This is a genomic window from Brevundimonas sp. EYE_349, from assembly GCF_023147505.1.
Taxonomy (GTDB): Bacteria; Pseudomonadota; Alphaproteobacteria; order Caulobacterales; family Caulobacteraceae; genus Brevundimonas.
Genome location: NZ_JAHXPB010000003.1, coordinates 60,195 through 76,993 on the forward strand (window position 1 = coordinate 60,195; position 16,799 = coordinate 76,993).

Annotated in this window: 16 protein-coding genes; 5 read left to right on the forward strand and 11 right to left on the reverse strand. The window is 68.1% G+C overall.

What is annotated here, in order from left to right:
• Positions 1-63: 63 nt before the first annotated feature.
• Positions 64-954: a hypothetical protein gene (locus KZX42_RS06530; protein WP_248118186.1), complete on the forward strand. Its 891-nt coding sequence runs from the start codon at positions 64-66 to the stop codon at positions 952-954.
• A gap of 45 nt (positions 955-999) precedes the next feature.
• On the opposite strand, the gene KZX42_RS06535 is transcribed toward KZX42_RS06530, so the two are convergent.
• The 5 genes from KZX42_RS06535 to KZX42_RS06555 all read right to left on the reverse strand — a co-directional run bounded on the left by KZX42_RS06535 (position 1,000) and on the right by KZX42_RS06555 (position 6,220).
• Positions 1,000-1,863 carry an aldose 1-epimerase gene (locus KZX42_RS06535; RefSeq protein ID WP_248118187.1) on the reverse strand — a complete coding sequence of 288 codons (864 nt, stop codon included), beginning with the start codon at positions 1,861-1,863 and terminating at the stop codon, positions 1,000-1,002.
• Positions 1,860-2,708, reverse strand: coding sequence for an SMP-30/gluconolactonase/LRE family protein (locus KZX42_RS06540; RefSeq protein WP_248118189.1), 849 nt, complete (start codon positions 2,706-2,708; stop codon positions 1,860-1,862). The genes KZX42_RS06535 and KZX42_RS06540 overlap by 4 nt, the downstream gene beginning before the upstream one ends.
• A 67-nt stretch (positions 2,709-2,775) precedes the next feature.
• Positions 2,776-4,578: an IlvD/Edd family dehydratase gene (locus KZX42_RS06545; RefSeq protein ID WP_248118191.1), complete on the reverse strand. Its 1,803-nt coding sequence runs from the start codon at positions 4,576-4,578 to the stop codon at positions 2,776-2,778.
• Positions 4,579-5,328, reverse strand: coding sequence for an SDR family oxidoreductase (locus tag KZX42_RS06550; protein WP_248118193.1), 750 nt, complete (start codon positions 5,326-5,328; stop codon positions 4,579-4,581). It lies immediately after the preceding gene.
• Positions 5,329-5,446: 118 nt separating this feature from the next.
• On the reverse strand, positions 5,447-6,220 hold the full coding sequence (locus tag KZX42_RS06555) for a helix-turn-helix domain-containing protein (RefSeq protein WP_248118195.1): 774 nt from the start codon (positions 6,218-6,220) through the stop codon (positions 5,447-5,449).
• Positions 6,221-6,406: 186 nt separating this feature from the next.
• On the opposite strand from KZX42_RS06555, the gene KZX42_RS06560 reads away from it, so the two are divergent.
• Genes KZX42_RS06560 through KZX42_RS06570 form a run of 3 tightly spaced genes read left to right on the forward strand, consistent with a single transcriptional unit; the run spans position 6,407 to position 9,496 of the window.
• Complete coding sequence (locus KZX42_RS06560; protein ID WP_248118196.1) at positions 6,407-7,981, forward strand: sodium/sugar symporter; 1,575 nt, start codon at positions 6,407-6,409, stop codon at positions 7,979-7,981.
• 1 nt (position 7,982) lies between these two features.
• A complete protein-coding gene (locus tag KZX42_RS06565) occupies positions 7,983-8,870 on the forward strand; it encodes a 2-dehydro-3-deoxygalactonokinase (RefSeq protein ID WP_248118198.1) in 888 nt (295 codons plus the stop codon).
• Positions 8,867-9,496, forward strand: coding sequence for a 2-dehydro-3-deoxy-6-phosphogalactonate aldolase (locus KZX42_RS06570; protein ID WP_248118200.1), 630 nt, complete (start codon positions 8,867-8,869; stop codon positions 9,494-9,496). The genes KZX42_RS06565 and KZX42_RS06570 overlap by 4 nt, the downstream gene beginning before the upstream one ends.
• 6 nt (positions 9,497-9,502) lie before the next feature.
• On the opposite strand, the gene KZX42_RS06575 is transcribed toward KZX42_RS06570, so the two are convergent.
• Entirely contained in the window at positions 9,503-9,859 is a 357-nt protein-coding gene (locus tag KZX42_RS06575) for a hypothetical protein (RefSeq protein WP_248118202.1), read from the reverse strand.
• Between KZX42_RS06575 and KZX42_RS06580 the strand changes: the two genes are divergently transcribed.
• Positions 9,839-10,609, forward strand: coding sequence for an ABC transporter ATP-binding protein (locus KZX42_RS06580; RefSeq protein WP_248118204.1), 771 nt, complete (start codon positions 9,839-9,841; stop codon positions 10,607-10,609). The two genes, KZX42_RS06575 and KZX42_RS06580, sit on opposite strands and share 21 nt — an antisense overlap.
• Here the strand turns inward: KZX42_RS06580 and KZX42_RS06585 are convergent.
• The 5 genes from KZX42_RS06585 to KZX42_RS06605 are packed head-to-tail and all read right to left on the reverse strand — an operon-like array spanning position 10,606 to position 16,733.
• A complete protein-coding gene (locus KZX42_RS06585; protein WP_248118206.1) occupies positions 10,606-11,466 on the reverse strand; it encodes a class I SAM-dependent methyltransferase in 861 nt (286 codons plus the stop codon). The genes KZX42_RS06580 and KZX42_RS06585 overlap by 4 nt on opposite strands.
• A 2-nt stretch (positions 11,467-11,468) precedes the next feature.
• On the reverse strand, positions 11,469-12,575 hold the full coding sequence (locus KZX42_RS06590; protein ID WP_248118209.1) for a YncE family protein: 1,107 nt from the start codon (positions 12,573-12,575) through the stop codon (positions 11,469-11,471).
• A gap of 35 nt (positions 12,576-12,610) precedes the next feature.
• Entirely contained in the window at positions 12,611-13,750 is a 1,140-nt protein-coding gene (locus KZX42_RS06595; protein ID WP_248118211.1) for an ABC transporter substrate-binding protein, read from the reverse strand.
• Complete coding sequence (locus tag KZX42_RS06600; RefSeq protein ID WP_248118212.1) at positions 13,750-14,679, reverse strand: alpha/beta hydrolase-fold protein; 930 nt, start codon at positions 14,677-14,679, stop codon at positions 13,750-13,752. Before KZX42_RS06600 ends, KZX42_RS06595 begins: the two co-directional genes overlap by 1 nt.
• Positions 14,679-16,733, reverse strand: coding sequence for a TonB-dependent receptor (locus KZX42_RS06605; RefSeq protein ID WP_248118214.1), 2,055 nt, complete (start codon positions 16,731-16,733; stop codon positions 14,679-14,681). Before KZX42_RS06605 ends, KZX42_RS06600 begins: the two co-directional genes overlap by 1 nt.
• Between the last annotated feature and the right edge of the window lie 66 nt (positions 16,734-16,799).

Below are 16,799 nucleotides of genomic sequence, written 5' to 3' on the forward strand. Positions count from 1 at the left end.
CGGCAACCAAGCGCGCCGACCGTCGTTCTTTCGGCTCGAAACAGAACACGAAGGCTATCTATCATGACCTCTCCCCGCACCGTTCCGACCCGTCTGGCGCTGGCCGGCGCCACCGCCCTGGGCCTGACGCTGACGGCCGGCGCCGCCTCGGCCCAGACCCCGACCAATCAGGATCGACTGGGGGCCGTCGTCGGCGCCCTGTTCGGCGACCGGCTGGGCTTATCGGCCATGGACCAGGCCTGGCTGCGCGGCGGTCGGCCCTTACGTGACGGCCAGACGCAGTTCACCGGCCGGGTGGATGCTGGCGTCCGCGCCGGAACCGTGTCCGCCTCGGCCGCCACGCGGTTGAGGGCCGACTACACCGCCCTGGTCGATCTGGAGAATCGCTACGCCGCCGACGGCATTTCGGCCCAGGAACGCGCCGATCTGAACGCGCGCTACACCGCCCTGACCCAGACGCTGGACTCGGGCGCGGCGGGCTATGGCGACGTCAGCACAGTCGCGGAAGGCCGCGCCGCCTTCGACGCGCGGGTCGACGCCGCCGTCACGGCGCGCCGCATCACGCGCACCGAGGCCACGCGCCTGAAGGCCGATTATCAGGCGCTTATCCAGGTCGAGAACCGCTATAAGGCCGACGGCTCGATCAATGCGACGGAGCGCGCCGATCTGGACGCGCGCCTGGATGCGCTGGACCTGCGCGTCGGCGACGGCCCGGCCGGCCAGACGCCGACCACCGCCCTGCCCGCCCGCACCCGCCTGGCGAACCTGGAAGCCAGCGTGACGACGGCCGAACGCGCCGGCGCCGTCACCCGCGCCGACGCGGCCGACATCCGGGTTGAACTGGGCGACCTGACGCGTCTGGAAGCCGCCTACAGCCGCACCAGCCCGTCCTCGGACGACACCGCCTATCTGACCCGCCGCATCGGCGATTTGGAAAGCCGCGTCCGCCGCTGATCGAAGACGTCGCCCCGGGCCGGATGATCGGCCTGGGGCGTGGCGTCAGACCGCTTCGGCCCGAACCTGCATGACCAGCGACAAGGTCTGTCCCGGCGCCAGAACGGTCAGGCCATGGTCCTCGTCCCTCGGGGCGTTGTGAGCGTCGGGACGGTGGGTGACAGGTTCCACGCATACGAAGTCGGCCACGACCGGGGCGTAAACCTGCACCCATCGCGCCGGGGCTTCGGACGATAGGATGATGCGCCGGTCGGCGCCGCTCAGGACGGCGGCGCCGTCCCACCCCGCATAGGCATGATCCACAAAGGACGCGGCCTTCAAGGCCCGCCCCCCGGACCAATCGGCGACCGCGCCCGGCTGGACCAGACGATGCGGTATCGCCCGGTCGTCGGTCGCCCAGACTCCGGTGGCGTTCAGCGTCAGAACCGCATCGGCGGATCGATGGAAATAGGGGTGCAGGCCCAGGCCCGCCGGCATCGCCTCGTCGCCCGTATTGATGATGGTCAGGGTGATCGTCAGCCCGTCCGGCGCCAGCGAAACATGCTGATGCGCGCGCCACGGCCAGGGCCAGCCCTCAGGATCGCCCGGCCACTCCAGCTCCATCTCGACCGCTTCTGGCGTCTGGCGCGTCACGGTCCATGATGAAAGCCACCCGTCCCCATGCAGGGCGTGCGGGGCGAACCGCTCCAGCGGGGTCAGCCGGACGGACCGGCCGCCGAACGCAAAGCGGCCGTCCGCGATCCGGTTGGCGTAGGGGACCAGAGGAAAACAGGCCGTCTGCAGAATGTCTTCGCCCGCGTCCGGCGTCGGCCGAAATACCGGACGGCCCAGCCAATCCAGACTGAGCATCGCCCCGCCTCGTTCCGGCGCCACGGTCGCGCGCCAGTCCCCGGCCTGAAGGACGATCACAGGCGTATCCGATGGAGCGCCAGGCCGGGCGTCTCGACCCGGACGTGATAAAGCCCGCCCAGGGTCGGTTGTTCGGCGCGCTTGTCCGCATTCCCCAGCCAGGCCGTGGTCATATAGAGGTCGCGCAGGTCAGGCCCGCCAAAGGCCGCCTTGGTCACCGTCTGAACCGGCGCTTCGATCTTGGCCAGAGGCGCGCCGTCGGGCGCGAAACGCGCCACGCCCCAGCCGTTGAACAGGCCGACATGCAGCACCCCGTCGGCGTCCATGCTAGGTCCGTCGGCATAGCCGTCCTCGGTCATGGCGAAGACGCGGCGGTTAGACAGGGCGCCCGCCTCATGATCGAACGCCAAAATCGTCTTCTTCACCGTGTCGTGGTGATAGAGGGTTCGGGCGTCCGGGCTGAGGCAGGGGCCGTTGGTGACGCCATAGCCGTCGTCGTGGCGCGTCAACTCGCCCCGGAACCAGCGATAGAGGGCCCCGCTCTCGACCTGTTCGCTGTCGTCCATCGAACCGAACCACAGCGAGCCGTCGGGCGCCACGAAGCCGTCGTTCAGCCGGTTCTGCGGTCGGTCCTCTTCCACCGGCTGAAAGCGCGAGAAATCGCCTTCGTCGGGATGGAAGCGATACAGGCCGCCACGCACGCCGCAGACCAGCGACCCGTCCTCGGCCGGCAGGGCGAATCCGGTCTGGTCAGGCGTGTCCCAGGACCGCTTTTCGCCCGTCGTCGGCGTATAGCGGTGCAGCTTGCGGCCCTTGATATCGACGAACCACAACACCTGGCGCTCGACATCCCAGACCGGGCCTTCGCCCAGTTCCGCCTGGAGATCCCAGACAAGTTCGGGCATGCTGCTGCTCATTGGCTTGGAAACTCCATCGTTCGCGCCGGTCGAAGCACGAGACGTCGACGTCGGTTTAGTGGTTGTCGCGCGGCAGGCCCAGGGTGTCGACGATGCGGTGGTATTTGACGGCGGGTTCCAGCACAGCGCCGGTCTCCAGTTGTCCGACCACGGCGCGCTGCATCTCCTGCCAGGGCGTCTGGGAGGCGGGATAGCTGTAGCCGCCCGCCGCCTCGAACGCCTGGCGACGTTCGGCCAGTTCCTGATCCGAGATCAGGATGTCGGCGCGACCCGTGTTCAGGTCGATGCGCACCCGGTCGCCGGTCTTCAACAGGGCGATGTTGCCCCCAGCCGCTGCTTCGGGCGAGGCGTTCAGGATGGAAGGGGAGCCGGAGGTGCCCGACTGACGCCCGTCGCCGATACAGGCCAGGGCGCTGACGCCCTTTTTGATCAGATAGGCCGGCGGCCGCATGTTCACGACCTCGGCCGCACCCGGATAGCCGATGGGACCAGCGCCGCGCATGAAGAGCAGGGTCTGCTCTGTGACGCCCAGGCTCTCGTCGTCGATGCGGTGGTGGTAATCCTCTGGCCCGTCGAACACCACGGCGGGGCCTTCGAAGGCGTTCGGGTCTTCGGGATTGGACAGATAGCGTTCGCGGAACTCGGGCGAGATCACGCTCAGCTTCATGATGGCCGAGTTGAACAGGTTTCCGCTGAAGACGACGAAGCCGGCGTCAGTCTTGATCGGGGCGTCGAAGGTCTTGATGACGTCGGGCAGGACGATCTCGGCGCCCTTGCAGTTTTCGCCCATGGTCTTGCCGGTGACGGTCAGGGCGTCTTCGCGGATCAGTCCCTGTTTCATCAGTTCCGACACCACCGCCGGCACGCCGCCGGCGTGGAAATAGTCCTCGCCCAGATATTCGCCGGCGGGCTGGAGGTTGACCAGCAGCGGCACGTGCAGCCCCTCGGTCTGCCAGTCCTGCAGCGGCACGTCGACGTGGGCGTGGCGGGCCAGGGCGGTGAGATGGATCGGGGCGTTGGTGGAGCCGCCGATGGCGGAGTTGACAACGATGGCGTTGTGGAAGGCGTCCTTCGTCAGGATGTCGGACGGCTTCAGATCCTCGCGCACCATCTCCACGATGCGCAGGCCCGTTTCGTAGGCCGACTGGGCGCGCTCGCGATAGGGCGCCGGAATGGCGGCCGAACCGGGCAGCGACATGCCCAGGGCCTCGGCCAGCGAGTTCATCGTCGTCGCCGTACCCATGGTGTTGCAATAGCCGACCGACGGGGCGGACGAGGCCACCAGTTCGATGAAGCCGTCATAGTCGATCTCTCCGGCCGCCATCATCTGACGCGCCTTCCAGATGATGGTGCCGGACCCGGTGCGCTCGCCCTTGTGCCAACCGTTCAGCATGGGGCCGACCGACAGGGCGATGGCGGGAATGTCCACGGTGGCGGCGGCCATCAGGCAGGCGGGCGTGGTCTTGTCGCAGCCGATGGTCAGGACGACGCCGTCCAGCGGATAGCCGTAGAGGCTCTCCACCAGCCCCAGATAGGCCAGGTTGCGGTCCAGGCCCGCCGTTGGCCGTTTGCCGGTTTCCTGGATGGGGTGAACCGGAAACTCCATGGCGATGCCGCCCGCCTCGCGGATGCCCTCGCGCACCCGCTCGGCCAGGACCAGGTGATGGCGGTTGCACGGCGACAGGTCCGAGCCGGTCTGGGCGATGCCGATGATCGGCTTGCCGGACTGCAGCTCCCTGCGCGTCAGGCCGTAGTTCAGATAGCGCTCCAAATACAGCGCCGTCATGTCCGGGTTCTCGGGGTTGTCGAACCAGGCGCGGCTGCGGAGCGGCTTCTTGGGCTTTGAGGTGTCGGTCATTCAGGTCCAGCCGCCGTCGACGACATAGTGTTGATTGGTGATCGCCCCCGCCTCGTCAGAGCTCATGAAGACGACGACGCGGGCGATGTCGTCGGGCACGAGCCGGCGCTTCAGGCACTGGTTGGCGTAGATGTCTTTCTCGGTCTCCGGCGTGACCCACAGCTCCAGCTGGCGCTCGGTCATGATCCAGCCGGGTGCGACGGCGTTCACCCGCACGCCGAAACCGCCGAAGTCGCGCGCCAGCGAGCGGGTCAGCCCGATCACCGCGGACTTGCACGCCGTATAGGCCGCCATGCCGCCCTGGCCGATGACCCAGGAGGTCGAGCCCAGATTGACGATGGCGCCCTTCCCCGTCGCCTTCATGTCCGGCAGCACGGCCTGGGCGGCGAAGAACTGGTGCTTCAGGTTCACGGCCATGCGGCCGTCCCAATAGTCCTCGGTGACGTCCAGCGTCTCGTGACGCTCGTCGTGGGCGGCGTTGTTGATCAGGATGTCGATGGGGCCGAAGGCGTCGCGGACCGTCTGGATGGCCGCCTTCAGCGCGGAAATGTCGGTCAGGTCACAGGCTGCGAACCGGGCGCCGGCGCCGAGCTCGGCCGCCATGGCCTCGCCGCGCGCCGTGTCGATGTCGAGAAAGCCGACCCTCGCCCCCTGGGCGTGAAACGCGCGAACGATCGCCGCGCCGATGCCGCCGGCGCCGCCCGTGACGATGACCACCTTGTCTTTCAGGTCCGAATAGATGGCGGCCATCAGCGTTCTCGCGCCTCCCAACGCCCGCCAACAAGGCCGACGCGCGACATTTCACAAATGAAAGTCGTTACTGTCAGCGAAAATGACGGGCGTCGACGATGGTGTCAACGGCGTTTGATCACGCCTGCGAAACCGCGCTCATCTGAGAAGAAATCGCCGAGGCGGCGCCCACCAACCGGGAGGCCGCTTCATCCTTGGTGCAAAGCATCGGCGCCTGCTCGATGAAGGGAGTGATCAGGGTGGCGATCACGCCGTCCGCCCCCATGATCGGCGCCACCAGATCGGTCACGCCCTTCACGAAGTCGCTGGCGCGCTCGACATGATCGCCCTGAGTCATGGCCATCGCGCGTTCGATGAAGGCTTCGACAGCCTCTGGCCCGTGTTGGGCGACAAGGCGGGCCTTCAGATGCGCGCGCGCCTGATCGTTGGCGCGCGAATAGAACATCAGGCCGGAGGTGGCGTGCAGGATGCTGCGGCGATAACCGATCCGCACCGAATACCCCAGGTCGCCAGGGCTCTCGATGCGGGCGATCACCACGATCTGGTCGCCCGAAGGCACCACCAGATGGCAGGACTGCAGGGTTTCAGCGGCCAGGTCCCGCATCGCCGGCAGGGCGACATCGGCCAACGACTTAATCGGCGCCTGAGTCATGCCCAGCGTGAACAAGCGGTTGGTCAGGCTGTAACCGTCCGAGGACTGTTCGATATAGCCGCGAAACTCCAGCACCTGGATCATGCGGAACAGTTCGCTGACCGACCGGCCCAGCGTGACCGACATCTGCGACGGGGTCATAGCCTGCCCCTGAGCCGACAACAGTTCCAGCACGTCCAGCCCCTTTTCCAGCGCAGGGGCCCGGTATTTTCTCTCGTCGTCGGGAGGCAGATCCGTCATGGTGATCCTGTCGCAAACGGTTGCGGCGCACGCTCGCCCATGTCGAGCCTGAAATCCAGCGCCAAGCCCGCTAGATTACCGCAGATGAAACTGCGGCGCATATATAAAATCCCGTTGCGGGAATGTCAGGCCTGACATAGGCTGCGTTCGAACGCTCGATTTCAGGGCGCAGGGGGAATACGCACCATGTCGCTCGCGGGCATCGATCTGGCGATCCTGGCCATCTACGCCGTCTTCATCTTCGGCCTGGCCCAGTGGGTGTCGCGAAGCAAGAGCGGCGAGCAGAAGACATCAACCGACTATTTCATGGCGTCCAAGAGCCTGCCGTGGTGGGCCATCGGCGCGTCCCTGATCGCCGCCAACATATCGGCCGAACAGATCATCGGCATGAGCGGATCGGGCTATGTGATCGGCCTGGGCATCGCGTCATATGAATGGATGGCGGCGCTGACCCTGCTGATCGTGGGCAAGTTCTTCCTGCCGATCTTCCTGCGCAACGAGATCGTCACCATGCCGCAGTTCCTGCAGCAGCGGTACGGACCGACGATCCGCAACGTGATGGCGGTGTTCTGGCTGCTGCTCTACGTTTTCGTCAACGTGACCTCGATCCTGTGGCTGGGCGCCATCGCGGTGCACACCGTCACGGGCTTCAACCAGGACTACGCCATCATCGCCATCGGCGTCTTCGCCCTGGCCTATCAACTGTGGGGCGGGCTGAAGGCCGTGGCCCTGACCGACATCGTGCAGGTGGCTCTGCTGGTCTGCGGCGGTCTGATCATCGGCTTCATCGCCCTGTCGACCATCGGCGGCGCGGGCGGCGCCGTGGCGGGCTTCCACACCCTGCTGACCGAGTTCCCTGACAAGTTCGACATGATCCTGTCCAAGGACAATCCGCACTATCAGGAACTGCCGGGCATCGCCGTTCTGCTGGGCGGCCTGTGGGTCATGAACATCAGCTACTGGGGCTTCAACCAGTACATCATCCAGCGCGCCCTGGCCGCCAAGTCGCTGCCGGAAGCGCAGAAAGGCATCGCCTTCGCCGCCTATCTGAAGCTGCTGATGCCGGTGATCGTGGTGCTGCCGGGCATGGCCGCCCTGATCCTGGCCCCCAATCTGGCCGCGCCGGACCAGGCCTATCCGACCATGATGAACCTTCTGCCGGTGGGTCTGAAGGGTCTGGTCTTCGCGGCCCTGATCGCCGCCATCATCGCCTCGCTGGCGTCCAAGGTGAACTCGATCTCCACCATCTTCACCCTGGATCTCTACGCCAAGATTCGGAAGGACACGCCCGAGCATCAGTTGGTCACGGTCGGTCGCATCGCCGCCGTCGCCGCCGTCATCATCGGCATCCTGACCGCCCGTCCGCTGCTGGGCGGTTTCGATCAGGCGTTCCAGTTCATCCAGGAGTTCACCGGCTTCTTCACCCCCGGCATCGTGGTCATCTTCATGCTGGGCCTGTTCTGGAAGCGGGCGTCCGAAGCCGGCGCCCTGACCGCCGCCGTCGGCTCGGTCGCGTTGTCGGCCATCTTCTGGTGGCTGCAGGAGACGGGGCAGTTCATCTTCCCCTTCATGAACCGGGTCGGCGTTGTCTTCGTCGTCTCCCTGATCGCGGCGGTCGTCGTGTCCCTGCTGGTCCCGGCCAAGCCCGACGCGATGAAGATCAAGCTGGACCAGATCAGCTATCGCACCTCGCTGGGCTTCAACCTGGCGGCCGTGGGCGTCGTGGCCTTCCTGATCGTCGTCTACACGATCTGGTGGTGAGGTGAGCGGGCCGCGCCTGATCGGCGTCGATTGGGGCACCAGCAATCTGCGCGTCATGCGGATCGCCGAAGGCGGCGCAGTGCTGGACAGCCGATCCGATCCGCGCGGCGCCGGCGGCCTGAGCCGCGATCAGTTCCGCCCGGTGCTGGAAGAGGTCGCCGGCGACTGGCTGAGCAACGGCCTGCCGGTGATTGTCGGCGGCATGGCGGGCGCCCGGGGCAGGTGGCGCGAGATGGCCTATGCGCCCTGCCCCGCCGGTATCCAGGAACTGGCGCGTGCGGTGGAGCGGCCCGACGACGCCGCCTTCGTCGCCCTGATCCCCGGCGTCGCCGCCTATCGCGACGGGCGGCTGCACGATGTGATGCGGGGCGAGGAGACGCAGGTCATGGGCCTGGACGCACCCTCAGACGCGGTGGTCGTCGCGCCGGGCACGCACAGCAAATGGATTGAGACCCAGGCCGGCCGCATCGTCGGTTTCCGAACCTTCATGACGGGCGAACTGTTCGGGGCGATCCGCAAGGGCACGATCCTGGGCGCCGACATGGGCGAGCCGGGCGTAGACGACGACGCCTTCGCCGCCGGGGTCGGGCGCGCCTTCGCCGATCCGGCGATCACCGCCGTCCTGTTCTCGGTCCGGATCGACGGCCTGGCTGGGCGGCTGACGGCCGGGGCGGCGGCGGACTATCTTTCCGGCCTGCTGATCGGGGCCGAGGTCGCCGCTCAATCCGCCATGAACGACCGCCCGGTCGTCCTGATCGGGGCCGAGGCCCTGTGTCATCGCTACGCCGCCGCCCTCGCCATGGGCGGTTTTCAAGATGTCCGCACGGCGGACGGAGCCGCCGCCACGGCCCGAGGTCTGTGGCGCATTCACGAGGCCGCATCCCGATGATCCCTGTCGCCATCGAAAGCCTGGACGCCCTGCCGCTGATCGCCATTCTGCGCGGGCTGACGCCGGACGAGGCGGTGGAGGTGGGCCAAGCCATCGTCGCCGCAGGCTTCACCTGTCTGGAAGTGCCGCTGAACTCGCCCGAACCCCTGGAGAGCATTCGCCGTCTGCGCGCCGCCTTGGACGGCCGCGCCCTGGTCGGCGCCGGCACGGTGCTGAGCGTCGAGGCCGCGCGACAGGTGGCGGAGGCGGGCGGCCAGCTGATCATTTCGCCCAACACCAACGCCGAGGTGATCCGCCAGACCAAGGCGCTGGGCCTTTTGTCCCTGCCCGGCTTCTTCACCCCGTCCGAAGCCTTCGTGGCGCTGGACGCCGGAGCCGATGCGCTGAAGCTGTTCCCCGCCGAAATCGCGGGCCCCAAGGGGCTGAAAGCCGTCCGCGCCATCCTGCCGGCCGATACGCGCGTCTATGCGGTCGGCGGGGTCGATCCCGACAGCATGGACAGCTGGCGCGCCGCCGGCGCCTCGGGCTTCGGCATCGGCTCGGCCGTGTTCAAGCCGGGCCAGGACGCCGAGCACGTCAACCGCAACGCCCGGTGCTTCGTCACAGCCTGGCGTCGCGAAGCCTGACGCCCCTTACGCCGGCGCGCCGCTGGCGTGACGCAGGATGTCAGGGATCAGGGCGAACGGCGCCGAACCGTGGTCGGCGTTCGGAGCCTGTTTGAAGACCGCGCCATCGGGTTTCGCGGCCACCCAGCCGGCGATGCGGTCGCGCATGTCGCGCCCCGTCTCGGCCTCGCCGCAGCCGATCAGCAGGTCGGGCGTGGCGATCATTGGCGAGGGCGTCGACCACCACAGGGACGGGCTGACGGCGATCCAGCGGGCGAACAGGGCGGGGTCGGCTCGAAGCGTCTCCAGCACGAACAGACCGCCCGCCTTCCTTATCCTGATTTTCCGCAGCGGGGCGCGGGGATGAGCCTTATCGTCGAGCATCTGACCGCCCGCTATGGCGAGAGGACAATCCTGTCGGACGTGGCGCTGCAGCCGCTGGCGGCGGGTCAGGTCGTGTCGCTGATCGGTCCGAACGGGGCGGGCAAGACCACCCTGATGCGCGCCGTCGCGGGCCTGACGCCGGCGGCGGGACGGGTCATGCTGGACGGGCTGGACCTGAATCGGATGTCCATCGCCGAGCGGGCGCGCCATGTCGCCTATATGCCCCAGACCCTGCCGCAGGACGTGGCCCTGACGGTGCTGGAGACCGTGATCGCGGCGCTGGAAGCGTCGCCCTCCGCCTCCGGTTCGGCCCAGGCCGAGGTCCGCGCCCTGGCGGCGCTGGAGCGGGTCGGGGCGGTCGATCTGGCGCTAAAGCGTCTGGACCGGCTGTCGGGCGGCCAGCGCCAGATCGCGGGCCTGGCCCAGGCCATGGTCCGCCAGCCGCGCGTCCTGCTGCTGGACGAACCGACCAGCGCCCTGGACCTGCGGCATCAGTTGGAGGTGTTTCGCCTGGCCCGCGACTATGCGCGCGAGAACGGGGCGGTGGTGGTGATTGTGCTGCATGACCTGCAGGCCGCCGCGCGCGTTTCCGATCGGATCGTGGTGCTGGCGAACGGCCGGGTGCAGATAGAGGGCGCGCCGGCCGAGGCCGTGACTCCCGCCGTCCTGGCCGATGTCTGGCAGGTGCGCGCCCGGGTGGAACCCTGCGCGCGGGGTCAGATCCAAGTGATGGTGGACGAGGTGCTTTAACCGCGACGTGCGCTGACGATCCAGGCGGCGCCGTCGATCCAGACGCCATCGAGACGGAGCTTGCCGGCGAAGGCCAGACGCACCGCCGCCATGGCCTGAGCGCGCACCGGGCCCGATACGCCCCTCAACGCCCGCTCCAGCGGCCCGACGCGGATCGCATGATCGACCGCATCGTCCAGTGCGGCGTCGGCCGTGTCGCCCACGCCGAAATGGACCGGACTGTCGAACGGCCGGATATCGATGTCGGCATAGCCGGCGTCGAGAAGAATGCGTGCGATCCGGTCGCGGTCGCCGAAGGCGAAGGGTCCGGGCGCCTCGGGATCGGCCGGGGCCGGCGCCGACACGAGGTCGCGTATCGCCGCCATCGGCAGGCGGGTCCAGTCGTTCTCGGCCGCGCCGCGCCAGCAGACGAAGGCCAGCCGCCCAGCCGGCTTCAGCGCGCGGCGCAGATTGGCGAAGGCCGCGACCGGATCGTCGAAGAACATCACGCCGAAGCGCGAGACGATCCGGTCGAAGTCGGGCGTGAACTCGGCCCGGGCGGCGTCGGCCAGGCGAAACTCCACCGCCTCGCCACTTTGCGATGCGGCCAGGTCCAGGGCGCGCCCGATCAGGGCCGCCGAGATGTCCATCCCCACGACCCGACCGGAGGGGCCGACGCGGGCGGCCATGTCGAAGGTGGTCGCCCCGGCGCCGCAGCCGACATCCAGCACATGGTCGCCCACGACCGGGGCGGCGGCGCGCGCCAGGGCCGCGCCATAGGCCGCCAGCATCCGGTCCAGCCGGTCCTGGTTCTCGACCCACCGCCGCCCGTTGTCGCCGTTCCAATCCAGCGAAGGCGAGACCGCCGGCCCGCTCATCGTCAGGGCCGGATCAGGGTGACGGTGTCGCCCGCCGGATCGACAGGGACCGGTGTGCCGGCCGGGGCGTTGCGGGGCAGGCCCCGCGCCTTGTTGGTCACATAGACGGCGTTGGTCGCCGGATCGATGGCGATGGTCTGGGGGAAGGTGCCGGTCTGGAGATTGGCCAGCACGGCGTAGTCACCGCCGCCCACCACCGTCACGGTGCCCGCCTGGCGGTTGGCGACATAGACCTGATCGTTGCGGGGATTGTAGGCGACGCTGAGCGCGCCCTCCCCCGTCGGAACCTTCTTGATCACGGCGCCGTCCGCGGCGTTCATGACGGTCAGATCGCCGGTGCCCTGGCTGGCGACGAACAGACGACCGCCCGCCGCGTCGAAGGCGACATTGGTCGGCTTTTCGCTGCCGGTCGGCCAAGTTCCGACCGACCGGCCCGTCGCCAGGTCGATGACGCCGACGTCGTTGGAGCTCATGCCCGTCACGAACAGGCGGTTGTTTTGCGAGTCCAGCGCCGCGCCCGTCAGTCCGCCGACCGGGGCTGCGATCTTGCGCTCGATGGCGTTGGTCGCGCCGTCGATCACCCAGATCTGGTTCGGGCGGCTGGCGTCGTTCGCTTCGCCGCCGACGATGGTGACATAGGCCTTGTTGCGCGTCTCATCGACGATGACCTCGCGGACGTGGGCGGACTCGTCGTCGCCGTCCTTGATGGTGGCGACCAGGCGGCCGGTTCGGACATCGACGACCCCGACCGAGCCGGAGCGCGTCGCCGTGCCGTAAAGCGTCTGGGTGCGGCTGTTGAAGCCCAGGCCGTAGAGCGGATTGGCCGAGACGTCGATGGACTGGCCCGGCGTCAGATCGGCGTTCAGGCGGGCGATGGCGCCGCGCGTCTCGCCGCGCGGACCGACGGCGGCGATCAGGATGTTGCTGTCGGTCGGGTTGAAGACGATCTCATATAGACCGCCCGGCTCGACCTTCACCGACTTGACGATGGCGGGCGCGCCGGCGCTGGCGGCGGGTGGGGTCGGGGCGGTCGTGTTGGCCAGCGCCGGAGCGGCGACGGTCGCCAGCAGGGCGGCGGCCGCAGCGGCGGCGAAACGAATGGAGGTCATCGGCATAGTCCTTCTTCGGTCTTCGGGGGGATAGGTCAGGCGGGCGTCAGGTCGGCCCAGTAGTCGCCGCGATAGGGCACGGCCAGAAACTGCTGATTGATCTGGTCCAGGGTGGCGCGCGGGTTGAGGTCGGCGAACAGTTCGGGCTGAATCCATTTGGCCAGGATCTCGGTGGCCACGATGTCGATGGGCGAGTTGATCAGTTGGTGCGACAGGCCGTGCGCCCGGCCCTGACGCACCGCCTTCAGCGTCGATATTCCGGGGCGGCCGGTCACGCGACGCAGGCCCGCCTGCGACTGTTCTGCGTTGAAGTCCGGCCCGACGACGAAGCCGCCGGCCTTGGCCAGGTGCGGGCCGCCGGTGGCGATGTAGACGTCGGGGTCGCGCTGGATCACATATTCCAGATTCAGCTTGCCCGTCGGCGCGGTCAGGACGTCGGCCCCGATGTTGCGCCCCCCGACGAAGGCGATGTAGTCGCCGACATTGCCCCGCCCCGGCGAGTTGCAGCAGTCGGGCGTGATCATGGCGTGCGGTTCCAGAAAGACCGTCGGCCGCTGGTCCATCGGCACGGTCGCCACCTTGGCCGAGATCGCATCCAGCCGAGCCTTCTTGAAGGCGTTGAAAGCGGCGGCCTGTTCGCCGCGCCCGATCAGGGCGCCCAACAGGGCCAGGCTGCGGGCCTGGTTCTCGAACGGGTGGTTGAAGAAGTCGATGAAGGCCGCCGGCACGCCCGCCGCCTGCAGCTGGCCCACCTGTTCGTCGCTTGGGCCGGAATCGATCGACACCACCGCCGTCGCCGGCTGCGCCGCCAGCACGGCCTCCAGATTGAACGGCTCGCCCGAGCGGGGAATCTTGGGCAGGGTCGCCAGGGCCGGGAACTTATCGACATAGGCCTTGTACATATCCGGGCTGATCCGGTTGACGTCGCCGCTCCAGGCCGCCAGCAGAGACACGGGATCGGGATGGATCAGCGCCAGGGCGATCAGATAGCGGCCGTCGTCGATGCTGATCTTCTGGCCCGGCGTCAGGGGGCGGACCGGCCGGTCGCGCAGGTCCTTCAGCCCGGATGTCGTCGCCGCCGTCTCGCGCGAACCGCAGGCCGCAAGCAGGGATAAGCCGCCCAGCGCCAGCAGGGCCGAACGGCGAGACGGAATGCAAGGCGTCGGGTCGGTCATCACAGGGGCTCTCCGGGCGCCGGGGCGACGCCGGCCAGGGACAGAAGGGTCGGGATCAACGAGGCGGCCAGCATTCCGCCGTGGCCCTGGCCCGGCAACTCGCCGAACCGAACATCGACCCCCGCCCCCGCCAGTTGGGCCGCCAGGTCATGCGTCGCGCCTGCGGGAACCGAGGTCCACATCGGATGGGTGTGCGGTCGCGAGCCGCGTCCCCGCACCTCGTCCTCGCCCACCAGCAGGGTCAGGACCAGGTCGGGCCGCAAAGACCGCGCCAGGAAGGGCGGGGCGTCGTTCAACACCGCGCCATAGCCCCACCACAAGGACGGGCTGGCCGCGACGAATGTATGATAGGCGTCCGGCCGCGTCAGGGCCGCATGCAGCACGCACAGCCCGCCGTAGGAATGGCCCCAGATCAGGCTGCGCGCCGGATCGACCGCGACACGACGGGCCACCTCCGGCGCGATCCGATCCTTCAACAGGGTCAGGAAGGCGTCGGCCCCGCCGCCCGGCCGCCCCGCCGGATCGACCGCCGGGCCGTCAGAGAGCGGGGGCGTATAGTCAAAGGCGCGCGCCAGGACGTCGAACTGGCGATCGCCCTCATAGCCGATGGTGACGATGACAGGCGGATCGCCGGCGTCCAGCCGCGCCAGCAGCCCCTCGTCGATTTGGGCCAGGGCGGCGTCGCCGTCCAACAGCCAGGCGACCGGATAGCCGCCGGGGGGCGCTGTCTTTTTCGGCGTGGCGATCCAGACGCGATAGACCCGCGCCCCGTCCTCGGACGTCACCGACAGCCTTTCGAACCCATAGTAGGCCGAGCCGACATCGGCGATGGTCCGGTCCACGCGCGCCGCCGCGGCCGGCTGGGCTCGAGCGGGCGCGGCCGCCAGGACCGCAAGACCGCAGACGGCGATGAGCAGGGCGCGGCGCATCAGAAGCTGTAGTTCACGCCGATCCAGCCGCGACGCCCGTCGCCCTGGAAGTCGTAGTCGGCGACATTGATCGCCTCGTCGCCCAGATTATAGACGCCCGCCTTCAGGCTGACGGCCGGGGTCACGCGCCAGTTCGCCCCGACGTCGACGGTGGTGTAGCTGGGATAGCGACGGCCGACCTGGGTCGCGCCGTTCAGGATGGGCTGACCGTTCGCCCCCACGCGGAGGCCGGCGTTCAGCTCCGCGCCATGATAGTTGACCGCGCCCCACAGGTTCAGCCGCTCATTGGCGTCATAGTCGGCGCGGATATTGGCCATATGCTCGGGCGTGCGCGACAGCGGCAGACCCTGGTAGGTCCCCGAATTCTGCTCGGAGTCGGTATAGGTATAGCCCGCCTTCAGACCCAGCCGGTCGATGGGCCGCCAGCGCCCCGACAGCTCCACGCCCTGCAGATCGGCGTCCTGAAGATTGTACCAGTAGTAGAGGCGATAGTTCGGGTTCTCGCTCCAACGGGCGATGGTCCCATTGGCGTTATAGACTAGGGCGCTGTCGATCTTGTCCTTGAAGGCGGTGCGGAACACCGTCGCGCTGGCCGACAGTGTGGTGGACGGGCTCCACAGCACGCTGATCTCATAGTTGGTGCTGGTCTCGGGCTCGATGTTCGGATCGCCCAGGATGACGCCGCACGTCCCGTTCGGACCAACCGAACAGCTGGCCCCGCCCGTGGTGTAGGCATAGCCGGTCGCCACCTGGCGCAGTTCGGGCGCGCGGAAGCCGGTGGAGACGCCGCCCTTGATCGTCCAGGCCTCGGCCGGGGTCCAGACCCCATACAGACGCGGGCTCCAGTGGGAGCCATAGCGTTCGTGGTCGTCGAAGCGCAGGCCAACGGTCAGGGCCAGTCGGTCGTTCAACCGCCATTCGTCCTCGACGAACAGAGCGCGCTGCCACACGGTGAAGGTTCCCGGCTGGGTCGCGCTGACGCCGGGGTTCAGATCGACCAGCTTTTTCTCGATAGACTGACCGCCCACGACCAGTTGGTGGTCGCCCAGACGGGTCCCCTCCAGCGGGATGTTTAACAGGGCGTCATAGACGGTGTTGGTCAGTTCGGGCGCGCGCGCGTCCTGGGTGAACGAACCGCTGCGTTGGGTGAATGTCTTTCGCTGGGTCTGTTCGCGCAGCATAGACAGGGCGCTGGTTCCCCAGTCCCACCGGCCGTTCCACCCCAGCGACGCGGCCGTCCGCTCATTGGTGTTGTAGTTGGACGCGGCCGTGGCCGCCAGGGTCGCGCCGGCCGTGTTCTCGCGCCGGACATCGGTGCGATCCACCTGAAGCAGCACCTCATGATCCGCATTCGGCGTCCAGGCCAGGCGGCCGGTCAGGTTCCAGTCCTCCCCGCCGTTGACGCCGCCCAGGATGCGATCCTCGTCGCGCCTATAGGTGCGGCCCCATATCTGCGCGCCCAGCACGCCGTCCACCAGCGGCCCGGCCAGATAGCCCTGCGCCTGACGCCAATCGCCCGAAGCGCCCTTCTCCTGGGCCACATAGTCGCCGCCGATGGAGCCGCCCCAGCGCTCGGGCACCTTCTTGGTGATGATGTTGATCACGCCGCCGAGGGCGTCGGATCCATACAGCGACGACATCGGACCGCGCACCACTTCGATCCGCTCGATGGCGCCCGATGGCGGGGTGAAGCTCTGTTCGAAGCCGGCGTTGCCGTTGACCCGGCTGTCGCGCGTGGACTGGCGCTTGCCGTCCACCAGGACCAAGGTGTAGCTGCCGGGCAGGCCCCGAATGAAGACGTCCTGATTGTTCGACCCGCCGCTGATCGACACGCCCTCCACGTCCCGCAGCGCATCGGTCAGGTCCGCGTTCGGTCGATTGGCCAAGGTCTCCGCCGTCACCACTGAAATCGAGGCCGGCGCCTCCACCACCCGCTGCGCCCGCGTCGAGGCCGTGACCACCACATCCTCAAGCGCCGCAGGCTGCTGCGCCTGGGCAAGGGCCGAAACGGGCGCAAAGGCGAAAACGGTGGCGAGCAATAGGCGACGGCGCATGACGAATCCTCAAATCCGCCTCGCTGGTAATGCGAATAGTTATCAAATGCAAGAAAGAGGGATGTA

Excerpts from the sequence above, each read along its gene's own strand:
- KZX42_RS06560 (WP_248118196.1), top strand. The coding sequence starts at position 6,407 with ATGTCGCTCGCGGGCATCGATCTGGCGATCCTGGCCATCTACGCCGTC.
- KZX42_RS06575 (WP_248118202.1), bottom strand. The coding sequence starts at position 9,859 with ATGCTCGACGATAAGGCTCATCCCCGCGCCCCGCTGCGGAAAATCAGG.
- KZX42_RS06530 (WP_248118186.1), top strand. The coding sequence starts at position 64 with ATGACCTCTCCCCGCACCGTTCCGACCCGTCTGGCGCTGGCCGGCGCC.
- KZX42_RS06605 (WP_248118214.1), bottom strand. The coding sequence starts at position 16,733 with ATGCGCCGTCGCCTATTGCTCGCCACCGTTTTCGCCTTTGCGCCCGTT.
- KZX42_RS06570 (WP_248118200.1), top strand. The coding sequence starts at position 8,867 with ATGATCCCTGTCGCCATCGAAAGCCTGGACGCCCTGCCGCTGATCGCC.
- KZX42_RS06600 (WP_248118212.1), bottom strand. The coding sequence starts at position 14,679 with ATGCGCCGCGCCCTGCTCATCGCCGTCTGCGGTCTTGCGGTCCTGGCG.
- KZX42_RS06580 (WP_248118204.1), top strand. The coding sequence starts at position 9,839 with ATGAGCCTTATCGTCGAGCATCTGACCGCCCGCTATGGCGAGAGGACA.
- KZX42_RS06585 (WP_248118206.1), bottom strand. The coding sequence starts at position 11,466 with ATGAGCGGGCCGGCGGTCTCGCCTTCGCTGGATTGGAACGGCGACAAC.
- KZX42_RS06545 (WP_248118191.1), bottom strand. The coding sequence starts at position 4,578 with ATGACCGACACCTCAAAGCCCAAGAAGCCGCTCCGCAGCCGCGCCTGG.
- KZX42_RS06590 (WP_248118209.1), bottom strand. The coding sequence starts at position 12,575 with ATGACCTCCATTCGTTTCGCCGCCGCTGCGGCCGCCGCCCTGCTGGCG.
- KZX42_RS06595 (WP_248118211.1), bottom strand. The coding sequence starts at position 13,750 with ATGACCGACCCGACGCCTTGCATTCCGTCTCGCCGTTCGGCCCTGCTG.
- KZX42_RS06540 (WP_248118189.1), bottom strand. The coding sequence starts at position 2,708 with ATGCCCGAACTTGTCTGGGATCTCCAGGCGGAACTGGGCGAAGGCCCG.
- KZX42_RS06555 (WP_248118195.1), bottom strand. The coding sequence starts at position 6,220 with ATGACGGATCTGCCTCCCGACGACGAGAGAAAATACCGGGCCCCTGCG.
- KZX42_RS06550 (WP_248118193.1), bottom strand. The coding sequence starts at position 5,328 with ATGGCCGCCATCTATTCGGACCTGAAAGACAAGGTGGTCATCGTCACG.